Genomic DNA, 26,673 nt, shown 5'->3' on the forward strand with positions numbered 1-26,673 from the left:
TGTCTGCACCTCTGCGTGAGGCAAAAAAATATTATTTTACTTGAGTAAATTATGAATATTTCCCCATCCCAAAAACGCGAACTATTAGCAAAACTACTACAACAAAAAGCCACTAAACAACATTTCCCCCTTTCATTTGCTCAAAAAAGATTGTGGTTTCTCGATAAATTACAGCCAGTATTATCGGTTTATAATCTACCTGAGGCTTTGCGTTTGACGGGTAAACTCGATGTCACGCGCCTAGAGCAAAGTTTACATTCAATTGTATTGCGGCATGAGATTTTACGAACCAGTTTTGCTGTAGTTAATGATGAACCTGTGCAGAATATTGCTGCAAATGTCAAACTAAATCTACCTTTAGTTGATTTGCGGGAATTATCACCAGAAAATCAAGAATCACAAGTCATACAGCAAGCCAAATTACTCACAGAACAGCCGTTTCAACTTACAGAACTGCCTTTATTACGTGTTGCGTTACTACAACTGAATAATACTGAATTTGTCTTGATTTTGGTGATGCACCACATCATTACAGATTACTGGTCATTTCGTATTTTGGTGCGGGAATTAATATCAATTTATCAAGGACAAACCTTAACAAAATTACCAACTCAATTTGCAGATTTTGCAACTTGGCAACAAAAATGGTTACAGAGTGAAGCTAGGAACAATCAATTATCATACTGGCGGGAAAAACTGAAAAATTACCCCCGTGAATTGTCTCTCCCTACTGATTATCCACGAAAAGCCATACAAAGTTTTAAAGGTGCGCGGCTATTTTTTACTTTGTCGCCAGAATTATCTGAGCAATTGCGGCAATTGAGCCAAAAGCATAATGCTACGCTGTTCATGACTCTGCTGACAGCATTTAATATATTATTATATCGCTACAGTGGACAAGAAGATATATTAGTTGGTTCTACCGTTACTAGCCGCGATCGCCCAGAAATTGCTAACCTCATCGGGCTATTTGTTAATAATCTCATATTTCGCACTAATTTATCTGGTGAACCCAGTTTTTATAGACTCCTTAACCAAGTCAAAGAAACAGTTTTAGGCGCATTATCTCATCAAGATTTACCCTTTGAAGATTTAGTAGAACAACTTCAACCAGAACGAAATCTGAGTCGGAATCCATTATTCCAGGTAATGTTTGTTCTGCATAACACACCCCATCAAACTACAAACTTATCTGGATTAAAAATTGAACCTCTAGAAACAGAACATTCTACATCTCGGTTTGATATAAGCTTAGATATGTACGAAACTCCAAGCGGTTTAAGAGGAACTTGGGAATACAGTACAGAATTATTTGAAAAAGCTACTATTGAAAGGTTAGTTGCACATTTTCAAATTTTATTATCAACTATTGTTGCTAATCCAGAGCAATCTATTAATGAATTACCATTACTAACAGCAGAAGAACAAAATTTATTAACACAATGGAACGATACATATACAGAAATTACTGAATTAAGAGTTTATGAATTATTCAGTCAACAAGTAGCAAAAACTCCAGATAAAATAGCTGTTATTTTTGGTAATAAATCTCTAACTTATCAGCAACTAGAGCAAGAAGCCAATCAACTAGCCGCCTATTTACAAAACATAGGAGTACAAGCAGAAACAAGAGTAGGAATTTGCTGCGATCGCTCCCTAGAAATGGTAATTTCCTTATTAGCAGTCTACAAAGCCGGCGGTGCTTACGTTCCCCTCGACCCCAGCTATCCCCAAGAGCGTTTACAGTTTATAATTAACGATTCACAAATATCAATCTTATTAACTCAAACTTCCCTATTAAATAACTTACCAGAACACTCAGCAGCAATTATCTGTTTAGACAACAGTCAACAACTTCTTTCTTCCCACCCCTACACCCCTACACCCCCACACCCCTACACCCCTCCTCACTCAGAACAACTCGCCTACCTAATTTACACCTCCGGTTCAACCGGCACACCCAAAGGCGTGCAAATTTTGCACAGAAGCTTAAGCAACTTCTTAACCGCAATGTCCAAAGCACCAGGACTAACAGCAGCAGATAACCTCTTAGCCGTCACCACCCTAGCCTTTGATATCGCGGCGTTAGAGATTTTCCTACCCTTAATTGTCGGTGCTTGTTTAGTCTTAGTAGAAAGGGAAGTTACCCTGGATGGAGAGAGATTAGCACAAGCGATCGCGCAACATGAAATCACCGTCATGCAAGCCACCCCCGCAACTTGGCGGTTGCTTCTAGCCAGTGGTTGGGAAGGTAAACAAGACTTAAAAATTCTCTGTGGCGGCGAAGCATTAGATAACACCCTAGCCCAACAGCTATTATCCTGCACCCAAGAAGTCTGGAACTTATACGGGCCAACAGAAACCACAATTTGGTCAGCAGCCCAGAAACTCAGTATAGATGAACCCGTCACCATCGGTCATCCCATCGCCAACACCCAATTTTACGTCCTCGACCAGCATTTACAACCCGTTCCCATCGGCGTACCCGGAGAATTATATATTAGTGGTGCAGGAGTCGCCAGAGGCTATTGGCAACGCCCAGAATTGACAGCAGAGAGATTTATTAATTGGGGACTGGGGACTGGGGACTGGGGGCTGGGAATTAAAACACTCAGAACTCAGCACCGGCTAAACGCCGCGCTACCGCTAACAGCACGGGCTAAACGCCCCGCTTCCGCTAACAGCACTCTATATAAAACAGGCGATCGCGTCCGCTACCTAAGAGATGGTAAACTCGAATACTTAGGGCGATTAGATTATCAGGTCAAAATTCGCGGTTTTCGCATTGAATTAGGAGAAATTGAGGCGGTAATAACACAACATCCCCAAGTATCACAAGTAGTAGTACGCGTGCGAGAAGATGAACCAGGAGAACAGCGTTTAGTCGCTTACATCGTCCCCAATTCTCAAGATTTGGCGGTAAATGATTTACAGCAATTCCTCGCCAGCAAACTCCCCAAATATATGATTCCTGGGGTATTTGTTACATTAACAGCCTTACCCCTCACACCTAATGGTAAAGTTGACCGCAAAGCCTTACCTACTCCCAATACCCAATCACAGGTGAATGAAACCCCGCGCACACCAACAGAGGAAGTTTTGGCGAGTATTTGGGCGACGGTGTTGGGTGTGAAGTCGGTAGGTATTGAGGATAATTTCTTTGATTTGGGGGGACATTCCCTGCTGGCGACGCGGTTAATTTCTCAAGTGCGGCAGGTATTTGGTGTAGAGTTACCTTTGCGTCATTTGTTTGAAAGTCCGAGAATTGGGGATTTAGCAAGGGTAATTGCCCAAAGTCACAAGGAAATTAGCCCCATATTGCCGATTTCTCGCACTGGTAATTTACCTCTATCCTTTGCCCAGCAACGCTTTTGGATTTTGGCGCAGTTAGAGCCGGATAGCCCTTTTTATAATATTCCTTTAGCGGTGCAAATTCGGGGGAATATTGATTTGGATAGTTTGCAGCGCAGTTTTACAGAAGTGGTGCGGCGACAGGAAATTTTGCGATCGCATTTCTTGAATGTGGATGGACAGCCTGTTTTGAGGATTGCTGATGTTTGTGATGTGAAGATACCTGTGATTGATTTACAGGGATTACCGGAGTTTGAGCAACAGCAGCAGGTGAAGGAGTTGGCGCGTAATCAGGCGCAGCAGGCTTTTGATTTGGATGGTTTGTTGTGGCGGGTGCGTTTGGTAAAATTGGGGGAGGGGAATCAGGTTTTGTTGTTGACTTTGCATCATATTATTGCTGATGCTTGGTCTGTGGGGTTGTTGGTTCGGGAAATTTCTCACGCAGAGGCGCAGAGGCGCAAAGCTGAATTTTCACAGGATTTGGAAAACCCCTCTCCAAACCTCTCCCCTGCAAGGAGAGAGGCTTTAACTTTTCCCCCTTCCCTTGTAGGGAAGGGGGTTAGGGGGTTAGGTCATAACGAAGAGAAGAAGATTCAGTATGTGGATTTTGCTTTTTGGCAGAGGGAGTGGTTACAGGGGAGGGTTTTGGAGGAACATTTGCAGTATTGGCGGGGACAGTTGGAGTCTGCGCCGGTGATGTTGAAATTGCCGACTGATTACCCGCGTCCGGCTGTACAATCTTTTCGGGGGGCTGTATATGGGTTTGGTTTGTCGAGGGAATTGACTCAGGGTTTGCAAGGGTTGAGTCGGCGTTATCACAGCACTTTATTTATGACTTTGTTGGCTGTCTGGAATGTGCTGTTATATCGTTACAGTGGTGATGATGATATTGTGGTTGGGAGTCCTGTAGCTAATCGCAATCGTGTAGAGACGGAAGGGTTGATTGGTTGTTTTGCTAACACTCTGGCTTTACGCACTGATTTGAGTGGTAATCCGAGTTTTGCTGGTTTATTGTCACGGGTTCGGGCGATCGCTTTGGGTGCTTATGCTCATCAGGATTTGCCTTTTGAACAATTGGTAGATGTGCTGCAACCAGTGCGATCGCTTAGTCATTCGCCGATTTTTCAAGTGATGCTGGTGTTGCAAAATTTACCTTTGCCAGATTTGGATATGGGGGAAGTACAATGGCAAGTAATTGAGGCGGATAGTGGTACAGCTAAATTTGACTTGACTTGGTTTGTGAGCGAAACTGCTCAAGGCTTAAGTTGTAAGTTGGAATATAATACTGATTTATTCGCAGCCACAACAATTAAGCGTTTAGCTGGACATATAGAAACATTGTTAGAAGCAGTAGTTCTCAATCCGCAGCAGCATATTAACGAATTACCTTTATTAACCACTGCTGAACAGCAACAACTTGCACAATGGAACGCCACCGAACGCCAGTATACTCAGCAGTGTTTACATGAATTGTTTGAGACACAGGTAACACAAACCCCCGAACAAATAGCGGTGATTTGGGGTGAAGAACGGTTAACATATCAAGAATTAAACACCAAAGCCAATCAATTAGCCTGTCATCTGCAAAGTTTAGGTGTTCAGCCAGAAACGCCTGTGGGGATTTGCGTTGACCGTTCCCTAAATGTGATAATCGGCTTATTGGCTATCCTCAAAGCTGGGGGTGCTTATGTTCCCCTAGACCCCACCTATCCCGAAACCAGATTAGCATTTATTATTGAAGATGCTCAAATGCAGGTGTTACTCACCCAACAAAAACAATTAACCAAACTCCCCCAACTCCAAATCCCCATAATTTCCCTAGATTCACCACTCCTCACTCAGCACCGGCTAAACGCCGCACTACCGCTAACAGCATGGGCTAAACGCCCCGCTAACAGCACTCAGCACTCCCCACTCAACCTAGCCTACATCATCTACACCTCCGGCACTACAGGCATTCCCAAAGGAGTCGCCATCACTCATCAAAGTCCAGTTACACTCATGTATTGGGCGCGAGAAATTTACTCACAAGCAGAATTAACAGGTGTTTTAGCTTCCACTTCTATTTGTTTTGATCTTTCAGTATTTGAAATCTTCGTTCCTCTGAGTTGGGGAGGTTGCGTTATCCTCGCCGATAATGCCCTACAATTACCGGAATTACCAGCCGCCACCCAAGTAACGTTAATCAATACAGTCCCCTCCGCCGCCAGAGAAATACTACGTTTAAATGGTATTCCCGCATCAGTGCAGACGGTCAATTTAGCCGGCGAACCGTTACCGAAATCGCTGGTAGACGAACTCTATCAACAATCCACAATTGAGCGAGTATACAATCTTTACGGGCCTTCAGAAGATACCACCTACTCTACCTATGCGCTCATTCCCCGCAATAGTCAACAAGCCCCGACAATTGGTAAACCTATTGCCAACACTCAAGTTTATATCCTAGACCAAAACCTGCAACCCGTTCCCGTTGGTGTACCTGGTGAAATTTATCTCAGTGGTGCAGGGTTAGCCAGAAGTTACTGGAAGCGTCCAGAATTGACGGATGAGAGGTTTATTAAACAGTCAACAGTCAACACTCTCTATAAAACAGGCGATCGCGCCCGCTACCTCCCAAATGGTAATATTGAATATCTGGGACGTTTCGACCATCAGGTGAAATTGCGGGGTTTTCGCATTGAATTGGGGGAAATTGAGGCGTTACTCAACCAACATCCAGAGGTGAAGCAAGCTGTCGCTATTGTTCGCAACGATACCCCAGAACATAGTCGGCTAGTGGCTTATGTTGTTCCCAAATCTCACATTGAAGTAGCAGAATTAAGGCAATTTTTAGCGGCGAAACTTCCTGCTTATATGCTACCGACAGTGTTTGTCATCCTGGAAACTTTACCTTTAACAGCTAATGGTAAAGTAGACCGTCATGCTTTGCCCATACCTGATTTATCGCCAGTCACCACCACTACAACTGCACCCCGCACACCCATAGAAAAACAATTAATTAATATTTGGACTCAGGTGTTAGGGGTAGAATCACTTGGCATTCACGATAACTTCTTTAGCTTGGGTGGTGATTCAATTCTCGCAATTCAAGCAGTAGCCAAAGCAAATCAGCAAGGCTTGGGTTTGCGTCCCCGGCAGATGTTCCAATATCAAACAGTGGCAGAATTAGCAGCCATTGTGGACACTGATACCACATTATCTAGTGAGCAAACACCAGTAATAGGGGAAGTTCCTCTAACTCCTATCCAGCACTGGTTCTTTGAGCAAAATCTAGTAGATGCACATCATTGGAATCAAGGCATTCTTTTAGAAGTACACCAATCTCTTAACCCTGATTACTTACGGCAAGCAATAGATCAACTATTAGCACACCATGATGGCTTGCGATCATCCTTTCAACCAACCCCCGACGGTTGGCGACAGGAGATTTTGCCAATTGAGGAAATAAACCAAACCTCATACTTCTATCATGTTGATATCTCGAATAATGACGAAAAAATCCCTCTTTCCCCTACACCCCTAAACCCCTACACCCCTACACCCCACTTTCAAGCCAGTTTCCACCTAGAAACACCGCCATTACTACGTGTCGCCTATTTTGACAATGGTGAAACTCAAAATCATCGCTTATTAATCATCTTCCATCACTTAATTATTGATGGCATCTCCTGGCGGGTATTTTTAGAAGATTTGCAACTAGCCTACCAACAACTTAGCCAAGGACAGGAAATCCAACTCCCACCCAAAACCACATCCTATCAACAGTGGGCAAATAAACTACAAGAATATACCTGGAGTACCGATTTACAACCAGCCTTCAATTATTGGACATCTCCCACTTGGCAACAAATCCCACCTCTCCCCGTAGATTATGCCCCAGATTTTAACACAATGGCAAATGTAGACACCTATTCTACATTTCTCAGCGTCACAGATACCCAAAACCTCCTGCAAGAAGTTCCCCAAGCCTACCGCACCCAAATCAATGATGTTTTGTTAACAGCCTTAGCCTTAACCTTCCAAACATGGACGGGTGAAAGTCGTCTGCTAGTAGAACTAGAAGGACATGGTAGAGAAGATTTGTTTCCAAGTATTAATTTATCTCGGACAATGGGTTGGTTTACCAGCCTATTCCCAGTATTATTAGATATATATCCCTCTGCCGATCTAGGGATTTCCCTCAAAGCTATCAAAGAGCAACTACGGCAAATTCCCAACCGAGGAATTAGCTATGGATTATTGCGCTATTTAGCATCCCCAACAATTCGAGACACTCTCAAAGCAATACCCTTACCACAAGTCAGATTTAACTATTTAGGACAATCTGACCAAATCTTCTCGGAAAATTCGCTGTTTACCCCAGCGAGTGAATCTATCGGACACAGCCATAGTCCTAGAGGGAAGCGTAACACTCTGATTGAAATTAACAGTATCGTCACCGGAGGAAAACTGCGATGTGATTGGACGTACAGCAAACAACTGCATCATCGCCAAACCATCGTCACCTTAGCAGACAACTATCAAAAAATACTACTGTCCCTAATTCAACATTGTCTCACTCCTCAAGTTAGCGGCTTTACTCCCTCCGACTTCCCGCAAATGGATTTCACCCAAGATGAACTAGATAAGTTGTTGGGAGAGTTATGAGAGGAGTTTTTTTGAAACGCAAAGGTACGCGGAGGTAACGCAAAGGTACGCGGAGTTCTCTTACTCTCTGCGCCTCTGCGTGAAACAAATAACAACATCAAAACCAAAAATCATGCAACCTGTGGATAAACGCCAAAATATAGAAAATATCTATCCCCTATCACCAATGCAGCAGGGAATGCTGTTTCATACCTTGCTAACCCCGCAAGCAGGCGTATATGTACCACAGGTTTGCTTGTATCTGGAAGGAAAACTAGATATAAACGCCTTACAAACAGCATGGAATCAGGTTGTAATTAATCATCCAGCCTTACGCACAGCCTTTTATTGGGAACAGCGAGATAAACCCTTTCAAGTTGTATTTCGCCAAGTAGAAATTCCTTGGAAACTGTTAGATTGGCAGACAATATCCGAGGCAGAACAGACAGTAGAATTAGAGAAGTTTTTAGAGAGCGATGCCTGCGGCGGTAAACTACGCACTTCATCTTTCGACCTCAAACAGCCTCCATTAATGCGTTTAGCTCTCATTCAGTTATCAGCAGCTAAATATATTCTTATCTGGACACAACATCATTTAATTATCGATGGTTGGTCATCAGCATTAATAATAAGAGAAGTATTTCAAAATTATTATAATTCCCCATCTTACTATCCTAATTCCCGCCCCTACGGTGACTACATCGCCTGGTTACAACAACAAGATAAAATCGCCGCCAAAACATTCTGGCAAAAGCAACTCCAAGGATTCACCACACCTACTTCTTCTCTCCCATTGACAAGGGGAGGGTTAGGAAGGGGTAAAAGCGAGAACCTCACACCCCAAGAACAAACCCGCAGCCTTACGCCTAATCAAACAGCTTCTCTGCAGCAGTGGGCAAAACAGCAACAATTAACCCTGAATACTCTCTTACAGGGTGCTTTTGCTTTATTACTAAGTCGCTATTGCAACACCACAGATGTAGTATTTGGTGCAACCTCATCAGGACGACCCGCAACCCTAGCTGGTGTAGAGTCAATGGTGGGATTATTTATCAATACTTTGCCGGTGCGGGTGCAGGTGTCCCCCACAGATAATTTAGTTGAGTGGTTGCAAAAATTACAAGCACAACAAGCAGAAGCTCTAGACTATGAATATACATCCCTCTTAGAGATTCAAGAATGGAGTAAACTTGCGCCAGGGACTTCATTATTTGACAGTATTTTAGTCTTTGAAAACTATCCCGTTGATACATCGGGAATTTCAGGAAATCAAGATTTACATATTACTGATATTCAATCTTTAGAATGGACAAGTTTTCCCTTAACGATGTTGGTTTCTGTAGGAAATCAATTGTCATTAAAAGTAAAATATGACCGCAACAGATTTACAGATAATGCCATTACTCAATTATTAGAGCATTTCTGTAATTTGTTATTAGGAATGAGTCAGCCAGAACAAACTGTGGGGAACATACCCTTATTAACTCAGCAGGAGTATGAAACCATCCACAAATGGAATCAAACAGAAGCATATTATCCCATAGAATCTATTCATCAGCAATTTGAAACCCAGGTAGAACGGACACCAGATAGTATTGCTGTGGTGTTTGGAGAACAACAACTTACTTATAAAGAATTAAACACCAAAGCTAATCAATTAGCTCATTATTTACAAACCTGGGGAGTACAAGCGGAAACACCCGTCGGGATTTATATTGAGCGTTCCTTAGAAATGGTGATTGGGATATTAGGTATTATCAAAGCTGGGGGTTGTTATGTTCCTCTTGATCCCGCTTATCCTGAGTCTAGGTTGGGATATATTATTAATGAAACTCAACTGTCGGTGGTATTAACTCAGGAAAATTTGTTAGCAAAATTGCTAGGGTTTACCTCTCCCCAAGCCTCAACTAGTAAAGGTTTAAGTAAAACTCTGTGCTTATGTTTGGATACAGATTGGCAAGAAATAGCCCACCAACCTGACAATATTCTCACTACATCTGTTAATCCTGACAATGCAATTTATATCATCTATACTTCTGGTTCTACAGGAACACCCAAGGGAGTAATTAATACTCATCGCGGTGTGAGTAATCGATTGTATTGGATGCAGCAACAGTATGGTTTAAAAATAGGAGAAGCAGTTTTACAAAAAACCCCGTTTAGTTTTGATGTCTCGGTGTGGGAATTTTTCTGGACATTACTAAATGGTAGTTGTTTGGTGATGGCTAAACCAGGAGGACATCAAGATACAAATTATTTATTAGAAATTATTGAACAGCAGCAAATCACTACGTTACACTTTGTTCCGGCAATGTTGGGGGTGTTTTTAGCAGAACCAAATTTAACTGAACGTTGTCGCAGTGTTAAGCGGGTGATTTGTAGCGGCGAAGCATTATCAATAGAGATTCAAAATCGATTTTTTCAGCATTTGAATAATGCAGAATTACATAATTTATATGGGCCGACAGAAGCCGCAATTGATGTAACCTACTGGCAATGTCAACCTACAAATGATTTACATATAGTACCTATTGGTCGTCCGATTTCTAATACACAAATTTACCTTTTAAATGATTATCTAGAACCAGTCCCTTTAGGTGTCCCAGGTGAAATTTACATCGGTGGTGTAGGGGTTGCAAGGGGTTATTGGAAACGTCCAGATTTAACGGCTGAAAGGTTTATTAGCCAATTCAAAATTCAAAATACCCTATGGGAAGGCAAGCCTACAAAATTCAAAATTAAAACAGTCAACATTCTTTACAAAACAGGCGACCTTGCCCGCTACTTACCTGATGGTAGCTTGGAATACTTGGGGCGGTTAGATAATCAGGTGAAAATTAGAGGGTTGAGGATTGAATTAGGGGAGATTGAAGCGGTACTGAATCAACATCCTGATGTGCACCAAGCGGTGGTAATTTTAGACTCGAAACAATCTGATAATCAGCGTTTAGTGGCTTATGTGGTGAAGACATCGACTAGCCTGGAGTCACCAGATTTAACCAGTGAATTACAGAAATTTCTGATATCTCAATTACCAGAATATATGCTGCCATCTGTGTTTGTGGTGTTATCAGAATTACCTCTGTTACCTAACGGTAAAATCAATCGTCAAGCTTTACCTCAACCTGAAACTATACGCCATGCTAATCAAGCATATATTGCACCGCGTAATTCTACAGAAACGCTGATTGCCAACATTTTGGCGGATGTGTTGCGGTTAGAACGTGTGGGAGTAGATGAAAACTTCTTTGAATTGGGGGGAAATTCCCTCTCAGCAATTCGGGTGACATCGCGGTTGAGGGAAGCTTTTCAATTGGATTTACCGCTACATAGTGTCTTTGAAAAACCAACAATTGCTGGACTTGCAGAACTGATTGAAATTCTGCAACAGAGTATCCAACAAATGCAAACTACTCCATCTAGTCAACCAGGTCGTAAGGAGATTTCGCTATGAAGACAATAGAAAAGTTTCTGGCACACCTTTACAGCCTGGATGCCAAACTGTGGATAGAAGATGCTAATTTGCGGTGTAGCATTCCGGAAGATGTGCTGACAGATGAACTTAGTGTAGAATTGCGATCGCGCAAATCTGAAATTATCAACTTTTTACGTCAAGCTAAGTCATCTACAAATTATACACAAGCAATTACCCCAGCAGCACGCAACGGCAACCTACCTCTGTCTTTTGCTCAACAAAGATTGTGGTTTTTAGAACAACTACAACCCGATAATTATACTTATAATTTACCGACAGCAGTCAGATTGACTGGGATTTTGGATGTAGGATTGTTAGAGCGATCGCTAAATACCATTATCCAACGTCATGAGCTACTACGCACAAACTTCAAAACTGTAGATGGAAATCCTGTTTTAGATATTCAGCCGAGTGTCACCCTTCCCCTGGCTGTGATTGATTTACAAGCCTTTAATCTCCTCGAACAAGATGAAGAAGTCCGTCACCTGGCTTTAAAAGAAGCACAAACACCTTTTGATTTAGCCACGGATGTACTTTTGCGGGTGAAAATTCTCCAACTAGCTAAAGATGAAAACGTAGTTTTATTTACCATGCACCACATCGTTTCTGATGGTTGGTCAATGGAAATTTTAGTTAAGGAGTTCGCAACCCTTTATACTGCTTTTAGTGCCAATCAACCATCACCTTTACCAGAGTTAGCAATTCAGTATGTTGATTTTGCAGTTTGGCAGAGACAATGGTTACAAGGAGAAGTTTTAGAAACTCAACTAGACTATTGGCGACAACAGTTAGGCGGTATTCTCCCAGTATTACAATTACCCACCGACTACCCCCGTGGAAGAGTACAGACATTTCGGGGTGCAATTGAATCTTTTTCTCTCTCTCCTCAGTTAAGTCAAGACATTATCAAACTGGCAAAAAATGCAGGTGTCACCCCCTTCGTTACCCTCCTCACAGCTTATAAAATTCTCCTGCACCGCTACACCGGACAAACAGATATACTCGTTGGTACTCCCGTAGCTAATCGCCATCGCCGAGAAATTGAAGCTTTAATTGGATTTTTTATCAACACATTAGTATTGCGGACAAATTTAGCAGATAATCCTAGTTTTCAGGAATTATTACAGCAGCTAAGAACCACCACTTGGCAAGCTTATGATCATCAGGATATACCTTTTGAGAAATTAGTAGAAGTTCTACAACCAGAAAGAGATTTAAGTTTTAATCCGCTATTTCAGGTGAAATTCCGGTTAGAAAATGCCCCTACAGAAAAATTAGAATTACCAGGGTTAACTCTCACACCTCTAAATCGGACAGAAGCAAGTGCCAAACTAGATTTAAGTTTGGATATGTACGAGACATCAACAGGTTTTGTAGGTGCATTTGAATATAACCGTGATTTGTTTGCACCAGAGACAATTAAACGGATGGTAGGGCATTTTCAGACGCTATTAACAGCAATTTTTGAAAATCCACAAAAACGGATTTCCGAATTACCATTACTGACAGACAAAGAAAAGCAAACCATTCTCATTGATTGGAATCAAACCCAAGTAGAATTTCCTAGCCATTTAACCTTTCAAGACTTATTTGCAGCGCAGGTAGAAAAAACACCCGATGCAGTAGCAATTATCTTTGAAAATCAGTCTCTTACTTATAAAGAACTCAATCAAAAAAGTAATCAAGTTGCTCATTACCTCAAACAAAAAGGGGTGAAACCAGAGGTAATTGTGGGATTATGTGTAGAGCGTTCCCCATTAATGATCATCGCTTTACTTGGTATCCTCAAAGCTGGTGGTGCATATCTCCCCCTCGACCCCAATTATCCCCCAGAACGCCTGGGGTATATGTTGGCTGATTCCCAAGTACCGATTTTACTAACAGAAACAAGTTCCAGGGAAGCAGAGGAGCAAAAATTTACCCAGTCCCCAAGCTACGAAATAATCTATTTAGATACAGACTGGGAAACAATTTCTCAATGCAGTATAGAAAACCCAGAAAGTGAAGCTACACCAGAGAACTTAGCTTATTTAATTTACACCTCTGGTTCTACTGGTAAACCAAAAGGAGTGTTAATTCCCCACATCGGCTTAACTAACCTCACACAACACAAAATTGAAGTCTGTGATGTCCATCCCGGTGATTGTGTACTGCAATTTTTCTCCCTCAGCTTTGATGCTTCCATCCCCGAAATCATCATGGCTTTGGGGAGCGGTGCTAAACTCTGTCTAGCCAAACCAGAATCTTTACTACCTGGAGAAACCTTACTCCAACTGCTACGAGACAACGCAGTTACTCATATAACTATCACCCCCTCAGCCCTGTCCCTACTACCCTCAGCAGATTTACCTCATTTGCGGATGGTACTAGTAGGAGGTGAAGCACCATCACCTGAATTAATCGCCAAATGGTCAGAAGGAAGACGTTTTATCAACGCCTATGGCCCAACCGAAGTTACAGTCAACGCCAGCATGGTACTTTGTGGAAACGGTCATCCTCTACTTCCTAGCATTCGCCCCAGTGCCAACAAACAACTATATGTATTAGATAATTATTTACAACCCGTCCCCATCGGCGTAATTGGTGAACTCTACATTGGTGGTATAGGTTTAGCAAGAGGCTATTTGAATCGTCCAGATTTAACAGCCCAAAGATTTATTAGTGATTGGGGACTGGGAAAAGAAATGTCCTCAGTCAACAGTGATTCCAGACTCTATAAAACTGGTGACTTAGCTTGTTACTTACCTGATGGTCGCATCAGACTTTTAGGAAGGGTTGATAACCAAGTCAAAATTCGCGGTTTTCGGATTGAACCGCAAGAAGTGGAAACAGTATTGTGTCAACATCCTGGGGTGCTTGCGGGAGTTATAATTGTCCGAGAAGACCAACCAGACCAGAAGCGTTTAGTCGCTTATGTTATTCCCAATGAGGAAGGAAGGGAGCAGGGGAGGGAGAATTTACCCAGTCCCCAATCCCTCCGCGCTTTCATGCGAGAGAAGTTACCCGAATATCTTGTACCGGCGGCGTTTGTTTTACTAGAAAATTTACCCCTGACACCCAACGGTAAAGTAGACACCCACGCACTCCCCGCACCCGAACAAGTCCTAGCAAACGCTGAATTTATCGCCCCCCGTACAGAAATCGAAGCGCAATTAGCCGATATTTACGCCCAGATACTCAAGTTAGAAAAGGTGAGTGTTCACGATGACTTTTTTGAATTGGGGGGACATTCTCTCATCGCTACTCAATTAATCGCCCAAGCTTTGCAAGTGTTTCAAGTCGAACTGACTGTTATGGATTTGTTTGATGCACCGACAGTAGCAGGGATGGCGGAACGAATTTTACAACGACAACTCACCGCACAAATTCCAGTAATATCTGATACCCCCGATGATGAACGAGAGGAGTTTGAAATTTAGGCCTAGCTGAATTTGAATATGAAATGCAAAAATCAACTCTTCTCAACTCTTACTCTCTGCGACTCTGCGCCTCTGCGTGATCAAAATTCATATTTCCACTCAGCAACGCCGAAATTAACCATGAACCAACCGCTATATCTCAAACCAAATGTCATCATTGAACCACTATTCAATCAGTGGTACGCCTGGTCATACCTAATTTCTCCCGCCACAGCCGCAATGTATATTGCTAATTCTCACATACCAATTATGCAATCATTCATTGCTGCGCCACAGTTACATCATGATGCTTTGAAAAATCCGGCGATGACTGGTAGCCCCTTCATCAACCATAATCCCAGTCAAGTTGAGGATATTCGGGTATTACTGGAGACAACGCAAAAGCAGCAAGCGCAAATGCTAGAACTGGCGCAAGCAATTGAAGATTTAGAACACCTCTTGGCTGCACATACTCATGGTTATTCATTAGAGCCTTTGTATGCTAAAATTCCAACCCCACTACGAGGTTACGTAGAACTGGTACAGGATAGTAACAATCACCCCTCAATTCGCTTCATTGAAGGGCTACTATATCGCAGTCCATATTATAATCCTGCCAATCAATCGGTGAATATGTACATGGGTGACGGGGATAAACGCGCTTTTGTTTTGAGTACACCGCGTTTAGAAGATGACCAGAGTATACATCTAAAAATGGCATTTAGCGATCGCCGTCTTGACCAACTCTGCCAAATGCGTCATACTCCCCACCCCTACAACGACATTCGCGAAACCCTGCAAATTCAACCCCAGCAAGAATCGCTATTTGCAGACTTTTTCACCACCACACCCCCAAACCCAGAACCAGACTACACCGGGGAAGCTGTACGAGTTCGCTACTTTGGTCATGCTTGCGTTCTTATTCAAACCGAATCAGTCAGTATTCTCTGTGACCCCATCATTAGCTATCCCCATGATTCGGGGATAAATCGCTATACATACGAGAATTTACCCCCGGTGATTGACTACGTTATTCTTACCCACAATCACCAAGACCATGTAATGTTAGAAACACTGTTGCAGTTACGCCACAAAATTAAAACAGTGGTCGTTCCTAAAAGCAATAAGGGAATATTAATAGACCCTTCCCTAAAATTGATGCTGCAACAAATTGGTTTTGCAGATATCCGAGAAATTGACGAGTTAGAAGTAATTAATCTAACTAACGGATATATTACCGCATTGCCATTTTTAGGAGAACATGGAGATTTAAATATAGGTGCGAAAGCAGCATATTTAGTAAATCTTAAAGGACGTTCAATCTTATGTGCAGCCGATTCTAATAATATTGACCCCAAATTGTACAGCCACCTACAGCAAATTTTTGGGGATATAGACGTACTATTTATTGGCATGGAATGCGAGGGTGCGCCTTATACATGGGCTTATGGCTCATTATTAACCAATCAAGTACCGCGAAAGATAGCCCAAACCAGACGATTAGATGGTTCTGATAGTAGCAGAGCGATCGCACTAGTGCAACAACTCCATCCCCAGCAAGTATACGTCTATGCGATGGGACAAGAACCGTGGCTGACATTCATCACCTCAATTATATATACCGCAGAATCTCCAGCCATAATTGAATCTAACAAACTCATCGCCTATTGTCATAGCCAAAAAATACTCAGTAAACGCCTCTATGGTTGTGAAGAAATCTATTTAACACCCAACACTCAACCATCATTTATCCTAGCGAATATTAAAACTCCCTCCCTTTTACAAGGGGAGGGTTGGGGAGGGGTATCTTCAATTCAATCATTACTCTCAGAATTACAACATTTAGATATTCGTATATGGCTAGAAGACACTGATAGCACACCTAAATTAAGATGTAACGCTCCCAAAAGAGTTTTAACCCCGAACTTAAAAGCACAATTACAGGAACGCAAAGAAGAAATCATCGAATTTCTACAGAATTGTCAACAACCAAAATTAGAAATAGATTGGGAAAAAGAAACAACCCTTGACCCTACAATTATTCCTCTTTCCCCATCTTCCCTACCTTCCGCATATTCCTCATTACTATTAACAGGCGCGACAGGATTTATCGGGGCATTTCTACTAAGAGAACTACTAAACAAAACTACAGCATCAGTTTATTGTTTAATCAAAGCTGAAAATTTTGAAACCGCAACCCAAAGAATTATCAAAACCTTACAAGATTACCAAATTTGGGATAGCTCATATCTAGAAAGAATTATTCCCATAGTAGGCGACCTAGCCCAACCAAAACTAGGACTATCTGAACTGGAATTTGAAAATTTAGCTAATCAGATAGACGTAATTTATCACAATGGAGCGAGGGTAAATCACACAGAACCTTACAACAGATTAAAACCTGCTAATGTGTTAGGTACACAGGAAATTTTAAGACTAGCAAGCCAGAGCAAATTAAAACCCGTACATTTAATTTCCTCAATCAGTATTTTTGCAGCCAACAATAATAGTAATCTACAGGTAACAGAAGATGATAATTTAGATAATTATGGTATACCTATTGGTGGTTATGCTCAGAGTAAATGGGCAGCAGAAAAATTAGCCATCACTGCTATAAACCGAGGAATACCAGTCAACATCTACCGATTAGGTGCAGTTTCAGGAGATAGTAAAACTGGAGCATTTAATCAAGATGACTTTCTCTACAAACTGCTTTTAGGCTACATACAGTTAGGCAGTATACCAGATACAGCCATGCCCTTAGAAATCTTACCAGTAGATTACGTCTGTAGTGCCATTATCGAACTATCAAAAATATCATCTCACTATCAAATTTTCCATATCATCCAACCAAAGCCTGTCTCCTCAGAGATTGTTTTTGAACAACTAAAAAAAATCGGCTTTGAAATTGAGAAAACATCATATGATCAATGGCGCAACAAAATCTTAGAAATAGCCCAAAACTCCCCAGAACATATCTTATATCCCCTAATTCCCCTATTACCCAGACAAAGAAACACCAGCGAAACCCAAACAAACAAACTACAAATTGACAACAGAAAAACCCAAACCATACTAAATCAACTCATCACCCCACCCACCATCAACGAAACCCTAATTCAAACCTACCTCTTCCACCTCATCCAACAAAACCTAATAAAAAAACCTCCTTCAAACCTCCGCGCACCTTTGCGTTAACCTCAGCGTACCTTTGCGTTTAAAAAACATGATCTCCAACAACCCAAACCATACAGAATATGACACCTGGGCTTGGCTATATAACCAAACAATGGGGCCAGAATATTGCCAAAACCAACTAAAACCCCTAGAAAAAATTCTCCTACCCCTACTAAACCAAAACGCACAAATCCTAGACCTATGCTGTGGAACAGGACAACTAGTACAAATATTAATCAATCGAGGATATCAAATAACAGGCGTAGATAACTCCACCCAAATGTTAAATTATGCCCATCAAAACGCCCCCAACGGAGAATTTCTCCTAGCAGATGCGCGTCACTTTGAACTTCCCCCATCCTTCGACGCAGCATTTTCCACAAGCGCAGCCCTCAACCACATAATGACAATTCCTGAACTTCAGCAAGTCTTTCAAAAAGTATATTCAGCCCTCAAACAAAATGGCTGGTTTCTCTTTGACATTAACCATCATCAACAAATGCAACGCTGGTGGAGAGGAAAAATTGCCGAAGGAGAAATAGAAAATAAATACGCCTGGATGGTGACACCAAACTACAACCCCGAAGAACGTAAAGGCTACTTTCAAATCACCATGTTTCAGAAAAAAACCAAACCATCATCCGCCCCCATACTAAAAACAATTTGGCATTTATTTTCCCCAATATTAAACCACAGACTTTTATACAGAATCCGTATAAAACTCCTATCAGCATTTCAAACCAAAGAAAAAAACTGGCAAAGAATGGATGAAAAATATTTTGTCAGAGGACATATCCCCCAAGAAATCGAAATAGCCCTACAACAAACAGGCTTCACCGACATTCAAATCCTCACCCTAGAAGGAAACCCCACAATAGACGATAGACACTCAGCTTACTTCCTCTGTCGTAAACCCCTAAACATCTAACATTTCTTCCTTTGCGTCTTTGCGCCTACTCTTCGAGAACAGCTTCGCCGAATGCGCGAACAAAAAAACCATGACAGCTACTCAAAACCCACCCCAACAAAACTACCTAAAAAACTTCATCCAAAACTACACCCAACGTACCCAAACCTCCAAAAACCTAGCCCAACAAAATCGCCAAATATTAGCCGATAAAACCTCAATAGGCTTCAACTTCGCAGCAGAAACCAAAGAACTCTGCTACCCCATCGCCATCGAAAAATCCAACGCTTCTCGCCTGTGGGATATCGATGGAAACGAATACATAGACATCCTCATGGGACTAGGAATCAACCTATTTGGACATAACCCCCCATTCATCCAAACAGCCATCACCGAACAACTACAACAGGGAATGCACATCGGTGTCCAAAATACAATAGCTGGCGAAGTAGCCCAACTCATCAGCGAATTAACAGGTGCAGAACGAGTCACCTTTAGCAACACAGGTACAGAAGCAGTTATGACGGCTATACGCATCGCCCGTACAGCCACAAAACGCCCAAAAATAGCGATTTTCACCAACTCCTACCACGGACACTTTGACTCTGCACTTGTAAGGGCAACAATGACAGAATATGCTAAAAAAGCCGCCCGTCGCGTCATCGCCGCTAAATCTGGAAGCCTCCTCGGTAGACTAGCCCAACCAATTCAAGCCATTTTCACAGCCAACCTCAACCCCAAAGCCGTACCCGCAGCCCCAGGTATTCCCAAGAGTGCAGCTGCTGACGTGCTGATTTTAGAATACGGTAACGAACATTCCTTAAAGCTGATTCGCAAACACCGCCGAGAACTCGCCGCCGTCTTAGTAGAACCAGTACAAAGCCGTTTTCCCGAACTCCAACCGCGCGAATTTCTGCAAAAATTACGACAAATCACCCAAGAACTAGGAATAGCCCTAATTTTCGATGAAATGGTGACAGGTTTTCGCATCCACCCCGGAGGAGCGCAAGCACACTTTGGTGTAAAAGCAGACATTGCTACTTATAGCAAAATCGTTGGTGGTGGACTACCGCTATCGGTAATCGCTGGCAAAGCTAATTATATGAACTACATAGATGGTGGACAATGGCAATTTGGTGATGATTCCGCGCCCCAAGTTCCCACAACCTTCTTTGCAGGGACATTTTGTAAACATCCTCTCGCCCTCGCCGCCGCCCGCGCCACCTTACAACACCTAAAAATAGAAGGTATTAAATTACACAAAGAGTTAAATCAACGGACTACCCAACTCGTCAGTGATTTAAACGCGCACATGACACAACAGGGCATAGCTATCAAGTTTACTAGCTTTGGTTCATTTTTTGGCATAGCAGCCTCCCAAAGCGCAGTTTCCCCAATGGCGATGAATTTACTCTCTTATCACCTCATCGAAAAAGGAATACATCTGCGCCAAGGAGACAAAGGCGGATTTCTTTCCACAGCACACACACAAGAAGATATTAATCTCATCAAAAAAGCCTTTATCGAGAGTATTAACGAACTACGCAACGAAGGATTTATTAACAATTAATTTAGTCCTGATTCTCATTCACATCAAAAACACGAATAAAGCCATGCCCCAAATCGGAACATATTGCAAAGCTTACCTATTAAAACAACTGCGCCAATATCCGAAATAGCAAGAAATCACCGACAATCAACTAACAGAAGAAAGCGTCTTATATCTCCAAGAAAATTATGTAGTAACCACCGGAATTTATTTAGATGAAAACATCATCTTCAACAATATCACCCCCGAATGGCAACAATTTTGTCACCAAACCTTAAAATTCTCCCTCCCTTCTTAAAATATCTGCGCCCCTCTGCGTTTCCCTCTGCGCCCCTTTGCGTTTAAAAAATATGCTCCTAGAACTCTTAAACCCCGCAGAACTCCCCATCAAACAACAGCTAAACCCACCCACCCAAATTAAACTCAAAAAAATCCTCACAGAACTATTAATAGCATTAACCGAAACCGATATTCAACAAGCCATAAACACAATTGAAACCGCAATAGCTGAACTAGAAATATATGATGTATTCCCCTTAGAAATAACCTCCACACAAACAACCTTAAAATACTGGGAGATAGAAGACTTTGACACTTACTTTCATGTACAACACGTCCAAAGCAACGAACCAGAATTGTGCTTAGTCAAAGGTTTATTATCAGCTTGTCAAACCTTCTTGTATCTCCAACAAGAGAATTTAAATCTAGATATTACTCAAATTGAACTACAAAGAGAAGGCTTTAAAAATCATGTCTATCTTTTAGACAGAGTATTTCAACTTAACTTAGAGTCATGTTAAAACTCACACCCCAGGAAATTTGGCAAGGTTTCCATTGGTCATTTTTTATCAATATTCAAGGATTAATTATTTGTTTACGTCGCTTTGGTTTAGAATTAATAGACGGAAATTTACAAGAAGCACGAACAGAGTTAAAAACTGCTACTAAATTAATGTTAGCATCCGGTGCATCAATGGAATTAGCAGGTAGCTTAAGCCCAGAATTATATGAAGCTGAAATTCGCCCTTCGATGATGCCTCCTCATGTTAAATCTCATGATTTTAGTGGGTTGATGTCTTGGGAACATTCAGTTTTGATTAAAGTTTGGAAGCAGTTACGACCTCATTTTGCTAATCTACCAACAGAATTAAAATCTGAACATCAAGCGTTTGTTGATGCTTATCTTTATCTGGCTAAGTCTCATCGAGCAGTTTGTCAAAAGTTTGGTGGGGAGGAGGCTGGTAGTTTAAGATTTGAGCGTAGTTGTGCTGTTGATGTTTTAGATGCTTTTGCTCGTAGTCGTTGTCAGTTTATTAATCCTGAGAATTTGGAGGGTTGTCTCACGCAGAGACGCAGAGGCGCAGAGTGAGATTTATAAGTTTGCTTAGTTTCATATTAGAGAGTTTTAAGGGTAGAGAGATTATGAATTATTCTATTGATGATATTAAAAATCACCCTGCATCTGAGCGTATTTTGGCGGCACTTAAGGAGGCTCGGATTAAGTTAGAAGCGGTGGAATTAGAAAGGTCTGAGGAAGTTGCTATTGTCGGTATGGCGGGACGGTTTCCTGGTGCTAGAAGTGTTGATGAGTTTTGGGATAATCTGAAAAATGGTGTTAACTCGATTGAGTTTTTAAGTGATGAGGAGTTATTAGCAACCGGGGTAAAAGCGGAGGATTTAGAAAAACCAAATTATGTCCGGACTTATGCTAGTTTCTCTGGAATTGATGAGTTTGATGCCGGTTTTTTTGGTTATTCTCCTAGAGAAGCGGAAATTCTTGATCCTCAGCATCGGTTGTTTTTAGAATGTGCTTGGGAAGCTTTAGAAAACGCTGGCTATGATTCGGAGCAATATTCAGGTAGTATTGCTGTCTATGGTGGGGCTGCACTGAATAGTTATTTGGTGAATTTATTGAGTAATTCCCATTATCGAGAAACTGCTGATACTGTGCAAGTCGTAATCAGCAATGTTATGGGCTTAATGCCTACTCGCGTATCCTATAAATTGAATTTAACAGGGGCGAGTTGTGGTATTCAAACTGGTTGTTCTACTTCTTTAGTAAGTGTACATATTGCCTGTCAAAGTTTATTAAATAAAGAATGCGATATGGCACTAGCTGGCGGTGTATCTATCGGTTCTGGGGAAAAGACAGGTTATCTTTATCAAGAAGATGGTGTACTTTCACCAGATGGTTATTGTCGGGCTTTTGATGTCAACGCTAAAGGTACAGTCTTCGGTAATGGTGTGGGAATTGTGGTTTTGAAAAGACTGCGGGATGCTATTCAAAACGGCGACCATATTTATGCAATTATCAAAGGCACTGCAATTAATAATGATGGTTCGCAAAAAGTTGGTTTGACTGCACCCAGTGTCACAGGACAAGCAAAAGCCATCACTACTGCTTTAGCAAAAGCCAAGATAAATCCAGAGACAATTCAATATATTGAAACCCACGGAACAGGAACAGCTTTAGGCGACCCTATTGAAATTGCGGCTTTGACTAAGGCATTTTCACCACATACTAATCAAAAACAATTCTGTGCTGTTGGTTCAGTCAAAACTAATATCGGTCATTTGGATGCGGCTGCGGGTATAAGTGGTTTAATTAAAACTGCCCTTGCTCTCAAACATAAACAAATTCCTCCAAGTTTAAATTTTACTACGGCGAATCCCCAAATTGATTTTGCTAATAGTCCATTTTTGGTGAATACTCAGTTGACACCTTGGACAAGTCATCAACACCCCAGAAGAGCTGGAGTCAGTTCCTTTGGGATGGGTGGAACTAATGCTCATGCTATTTTAGAAGAAGCACCTGTTTTTAAGCAGAGGAGCAGGGGAGCAGGGGAGCAAGGGAGAGATTATCAACTTTTGGTACTTTCGGCTAAAAGTGAGAAAGCACTTGAACAAGCAACAATCAATCTTGCTACACATTTACAAAAGCATCCAGAATTAAACCTTGCAGATGTGGCTTATACTCTGCAAATCGGTAGAAGAGGATTTACCCATCGTCGCTGCTTAGTTTGTCAAACCCCAGCGCAAGCAATCGAAATACTCTCAGGAATTGATTCTTCCCAACTGTTGAGTTATTCCCCAGAAAACAGCGAACCCAGTCTAGTATTTATGTTTCCTGGACAGGGTAGCCAATATGTGAATATGGGACAAGAATTGTACAATACCGAACCAGTTTTTCGCAAAGAAATCGACCATTGCTGTGAATTATCAATACCACATTTAGGCTTAGATTTGCGTGAACTTTTGTATGGTGATGATGTGGGAAACCTAACCCCCCAACCCCCTTCCCTGTCTTCGACACGCTACGCGAATGTAGGGAAGGGGGAGAGTTTAAAGCCTCTCTCCTTGGAGGAGAGAGGTTTATTAAAACAAACCACCTACGCCCAACCCGCTCTATTTGTCGTAGAATATGCCCTAGCTAAACTCTGGTTATCTTATGGTATCGAGCCACAGGCGATGATTGGTCACAGCATTGGGGAATATGTCGCTGCAACTTTGGCGGGTGTCTTCACCTTGGCTGATGCTTTGGCAATAGTGGCACAGCGCGGAAAATTGATGCAACAATGTCCATCGGGAGTGATGCTTTCGGTTTCCCTTGCGCCTGAAAAATTGCAACCGTTTTTGACTGATGATTTAGTCATCGCTGTCCATAACGCACCTCAGTTATGTGTCGTATCGGGAACTGAAGCAGCAATTACTCTACTAGAAAAACTTTTAGTACATCAAAATATTGCTCATCGGCGGTTACACACTTCCCATGCTTTCCATTCACCCTTGATGGTAGATGCGATCGCTCCTTTAACGCAAATATTACAAAATATTCCCCTCCATTCGCCACAAATTCCCTTCATTTCCAACGTTACGGGAACTTGGATAACTCCAGAACAAGCCGCAAACCCCAATTATTGGGCTACCCATTTACGTCAACCAGTGCTGTTTGCTGAGGGAATTACCCAACTCCAACAAACACCCAATCAGATTTTCTTAGAAGTTGGTTTTGGTCAAACTTTAAGTACCATTATCAGACAGTTTCCCGATGCACCCCCCACCTTATCATCTGGACGACATCCCCAAGACACCCAATCTGATGTAGCTTTGATTTGCAAAACCTTGGGACAACTTTGGCTGCGAGGTGTGACTATCAACTGGGTAGAATTTTACACCCAACAACAACGCCGACGATTACCCCTCCCAACTTACCCCTTTGAACGTCAACGTTATTGGGTAGAACGGGATACCTTCCCAGAAACTACTTCTACTACCTCTAAAACGCTCCAGAAGCAAGAAGAAATCTCAAATTGGTTTTATTTGCCCTCTTGGAGACAAAAACCCCTGTTGCGTTCTGCTGCACCGCTAAATAAACAGCGATATTTAGTATTTTGTCATGCTGGGGATGTGGAGGAAAAATTAGTACAACATCTTCAGGAGACTGAACAGGAAGTAATCACTGTCAAACCGGGAGAGAGATTTACTCAAGAAGGTGATAATTACAGAATCGCACCTCATAACCCTGAAGACTACAAAACACTGTGGTTACAATTACAAACAGATGATAAGTTACCTGATGTAATTATACATTCATGGACTCTCACAGAACGCACAGATTTTCAGCAACAGCAAAATCTGGGTTTTTATAGCTTACTTTGGCTCACTCAGGCTTTATCTTCCACAACCCTATCAATTTATGTACTGACTCAGCAAGTACAGAATGTTCTGGGGAATGAAAGTTTTAACCCTGATGATGCTACTATTCTGGGTTTAGTTAAGGTAATTCCCCAAGAATACCCGAATTTGACTTGTCAAGATATTGATGTGTCAATTTCTGACATTAACTTACAGCAAATAGTTAGGGAAATTACCACCAATCCCTCAGATAAAGCCGTTGCTTATCGGGGGAAAACTCGTTGGATACAAGAATTTCAACCGATTTCTTTACCCAACCCTGAACCTACTCAACTACCCTTAAAATCAGGGGGTGTGTATGTGATTGCTGGGGATTTAGTGGAAGGTTTAGGGTTAATTTATGCCAAGTTCCTTGCAGCCACAGTCAATGCAAAATTAGTGTTTCTGGGACGCTCAGATTTACCGCAACCAAAAGAATGGGATAATTGGCTGGCTACCCACGGTCGTCAAGACGCCGTAAGCCATTGTATTCAACAACTGCAAGGTTTACAGGCTCAAGGGTGTGAATTTTTATTTACGAGTGTTGACTTAGCAGACATTAACCAAGTGGAAGATGCGATCGCCAATGCCCTCACGCGATTTGGTAGAATCAACGGTGTGATTCATGCTGCCGCAATGGGCGATCGCGCTAGTTGTTTGATTCGCAATCTCACTATCCCAGAGTGTGAAAAACAATTCCATACGAAAATTCACGGTCTACTGGCGTTAGAGAAAGCACTTCAAAATCAGCCCCTAGACTTTTTCCTATTGCAATCATCCCTCTCGGCTGTAGTTGGTGGTATAGGCTTTGCGGCTTACGCTGGGGCAAATTGTTTCATGGATGCGATCGCTTATCAACGTAGTCAAAACAGTCACACACATTGGATTACTATTAACTGGGATGCCGTCAGTTTAGCAGAAATCACCACTCCCACAGGTGCAGCCCTCGTAGACTTGGCGATGACTCCCCAAGAAGTTTGGCAAGTCACAGAACGGATTTTGGCGCAACCTATAGCCCCACAAATCACCGTTTCCCCCGTAGACTTAGCATCTCGCCAAACATCCCAGTCACTAGAACAATCAACAACTAACCACGCCCGTCCCCAAATTGCTACTACCTACGTTCCCCCCAACAATGAAATTGAAGCCAGAGTCACCCAAGTAATGGAGAAGTTATTGGGCATCTCACCTATTGGGATTCATGATAACTTCTTTGAATTGGGAGGACATTCCTTGTTAGCAATTCAAGCCGTTTCCCAACTCCGGGAAGAATTTCAAGTAGAATTACCCATGCGGCAATTTTTATTTGAATCACCAACTACGGCGGGGATAGCCAAAATTATCGTTGAAAATCAATCACCTATGACTGATGATACAGAAGCGTTAGCAGCACTAATAGACCAAGTTGAACAAATGACCCCCACCCAAGTACAGCAATTGCTAGCGGAATAATAATAAACAGGAACAAGGCGATTGTTAGAGATGACTCCACATCGAGAGGGATACCGTTCTC

Annotated in this window: 9 protein-coding genes; all 9 read left to right on the forward strand. The window is 42.0% G+C overall.

Going from position 1 to position 26,673, the window contains the following annotated elements:
• Positions 1-51 precede the first annotated feature (51 nt).
• The 9 genes from ACM0OR_RS04845 to ACM0OR_RS04885 all read left to right on the forward strand — a co-directional run bounded on the left by ACM0OR_RS04845 (position 52) and on the right by ACM0OR_RS04885 (position 26,612).
• Positions 52-8,001: an amino acid adenylation domain-containing protein gene (locus tag ACM0OR_RS04845; protein WP_414575219.1), complete on the forward strand. Its 7,950-nt coding sequence runs from the start codon at positions 52-54 to the stop codon at positions 7,999-8,001.
• A 112-nt stretch (positions 8,002-8,113) separates the two neighbouring features.
• A complete protein-coding gene (locus tag ACM0OR_RS04850) occupies positions 8,114-11,434 on the forward strand; it encodes an amino acid adenylation domain-containing protein (RefSeq protein WP_414575220.1) in 3,321 nt (1,106 codons plus the stop codon).
• Positions 11,431-14,874, forward strand: coding sequence for an amino acid adenylation domain-containing protein (locus tag ACM0OR_RS04855; RefSeq protein ID WP_414575221.1), 3,444 nt, complete (start codon positions 11,431-11,433; stop codon positions 14,872-14,874). The genes ACM0OR_RS04850 and ACM0OR_RS04855 overlap by 4 nt, the downstream gene beginning before the upstream one ends.
• 120 nt (positions 14,875-14,994) lie before the next feature.
• Complete coding sequence (locus ACM0OR_RS04860; RefSeq protein ID WP_414575222.1) at positions 14,995-18,051, forward strand: thioester reductase domain-containing protein; 3,057 nt, start codon at positions 14,995-14,997, stop codon at positions 18,049-18,051.
• A 28-nt stretch (positions 18,052-18,079) separates the two neighbouring features.
• Positions 18,080-18,958: a class I SAM-dependent methyltransferase gene (locus ACM0OR_RS04865; RefSeq protein WP_414575223.1), complete on the forward strand. Its 879-nt coding sequence runs from the start codon at positions 18,080-18,082 to the stop codon at positions 18,956-18,958.
• Between the two features lie 70 nt (positions 18,959-19,028).
• Positions 19,029-20,507, forward strand: coding sequence for an aspartate aminotransferase family protein (locus ACM0OR_RS04870; protein ID WP_414575224.1), 1,479 nt, complete (start codon positions 19,029-19,031; stop codon positions 20,505-20,507).
• Positions 20,508-20,836: 329 nt separating this feature from the next.
• Positions 20,837-21,286, forward strand: coding sequence for a hypothetical protein (locus tag ACM0OR_RS04875; RefSeq protein ID WP_414575225.1), 450 nt, complete (start codon positions 20,837-20,839; stop codon positions 21,284-21,286).
• Positions 21,280-21,855 (forward strand): siderophore biosynthesis protein, encoded by a 576-nt coding sequence (locus tag ACM0OR_RS04880; protein ID WP_414575226.1) that lies wholly within the window; start codon positions 21,280-21,282, stop codon positions 21,853-21,855. The genes ACM0OR_RS04875 and ACM0OR_RS04880 overlap by 7 nt, the downstream gene beginning before the upstream one ends.
• 53 nt (positions 21,856-21,908) lie before the next feature.
• Positions 21,909-26,612, forward strand: coding sequence for an SDR family NAD(P)-dependent oxidoreductase (locus ACM0OR_RS04885; RefSeq protein WP_414575227.1), 4,704 nt, complete (start codon positions 21,909-21,911; stop codon positions 26,610-26,612).
• The last annotated feature ends 61 nt before the right edge of the window (positions 26,613-26,673 follow it).

The organism is Anabaena sp. CCY 9402-a (genome assembly GCF_963920945.1).
GTDB lineage: Bacteria > Cyanobacteriota > Cyanobacteriia > Cyanobacteriales > Nostocaceae > Trichormus > Trichormus minutissimus.

Coding starts and splice junctions, on each gene's coding strand:
- ACM0OR_RS04875 (WP_414575225.1), top strand. CDS start 20,837: ATGCTCCTAGAACTCTTAAACCCCGCAGAACTCCCCATCAAACAACAG.
- ACM0OR_RS04870 (WP_414575224.1), top strand. CDS start 19,029: ATGACAGCTACTCAAAACCCACCCCAACAAAACTACCTAAAAAACTTC.
- ACM0OR_RS04845 (WP_414575219.1), top strand. CDS start 52: ATGAATATTTCCCCATCCCAAAAACGCGAACTATTAGCAAAACTACTA.
- ACM0OR_RS04865 (WP_414575223.1), top strand. CDS start 18,080: ATGATCTCCAACAACCCAAACCATACAGAATATGACACCTGGGCTTGG.
- ACM0OR_RS04855 (WP_414575221.1), top strand. CDS start 11,431: ATGAAGACAATAGAAAAGTTTCTGGCACACCTTTACAGCCTGGATGCC.
- ACM0OR_RS04850 (WP_414575220.1), top strand. CDS start 8,114: ATGCAACCTGTGGATAAACGCCAAAATATAGAAAATATCTATCCCCTA.
- ACM0OR_RS04880 (WP_414575226.1), top strand. CDS start 21,280: ATGTTAAAACTCACACCCCAGGAAATTTGGCAAGGTTTCCATTGGTCA.
- ACM0OR_RS04885 (WP_414575227.1), top strand. CDS start 21,909: ATGAATTATTCTATTGATGATATTAAAAATCACCCTGCATCTGAGCGT.
- ACM0OR_RS04860 (WP_414575222.1), top strand. CDS start 14,995: ATGAACCAACCGCTATATCTCAAACCAAATGTCATCATTGAACCACTA.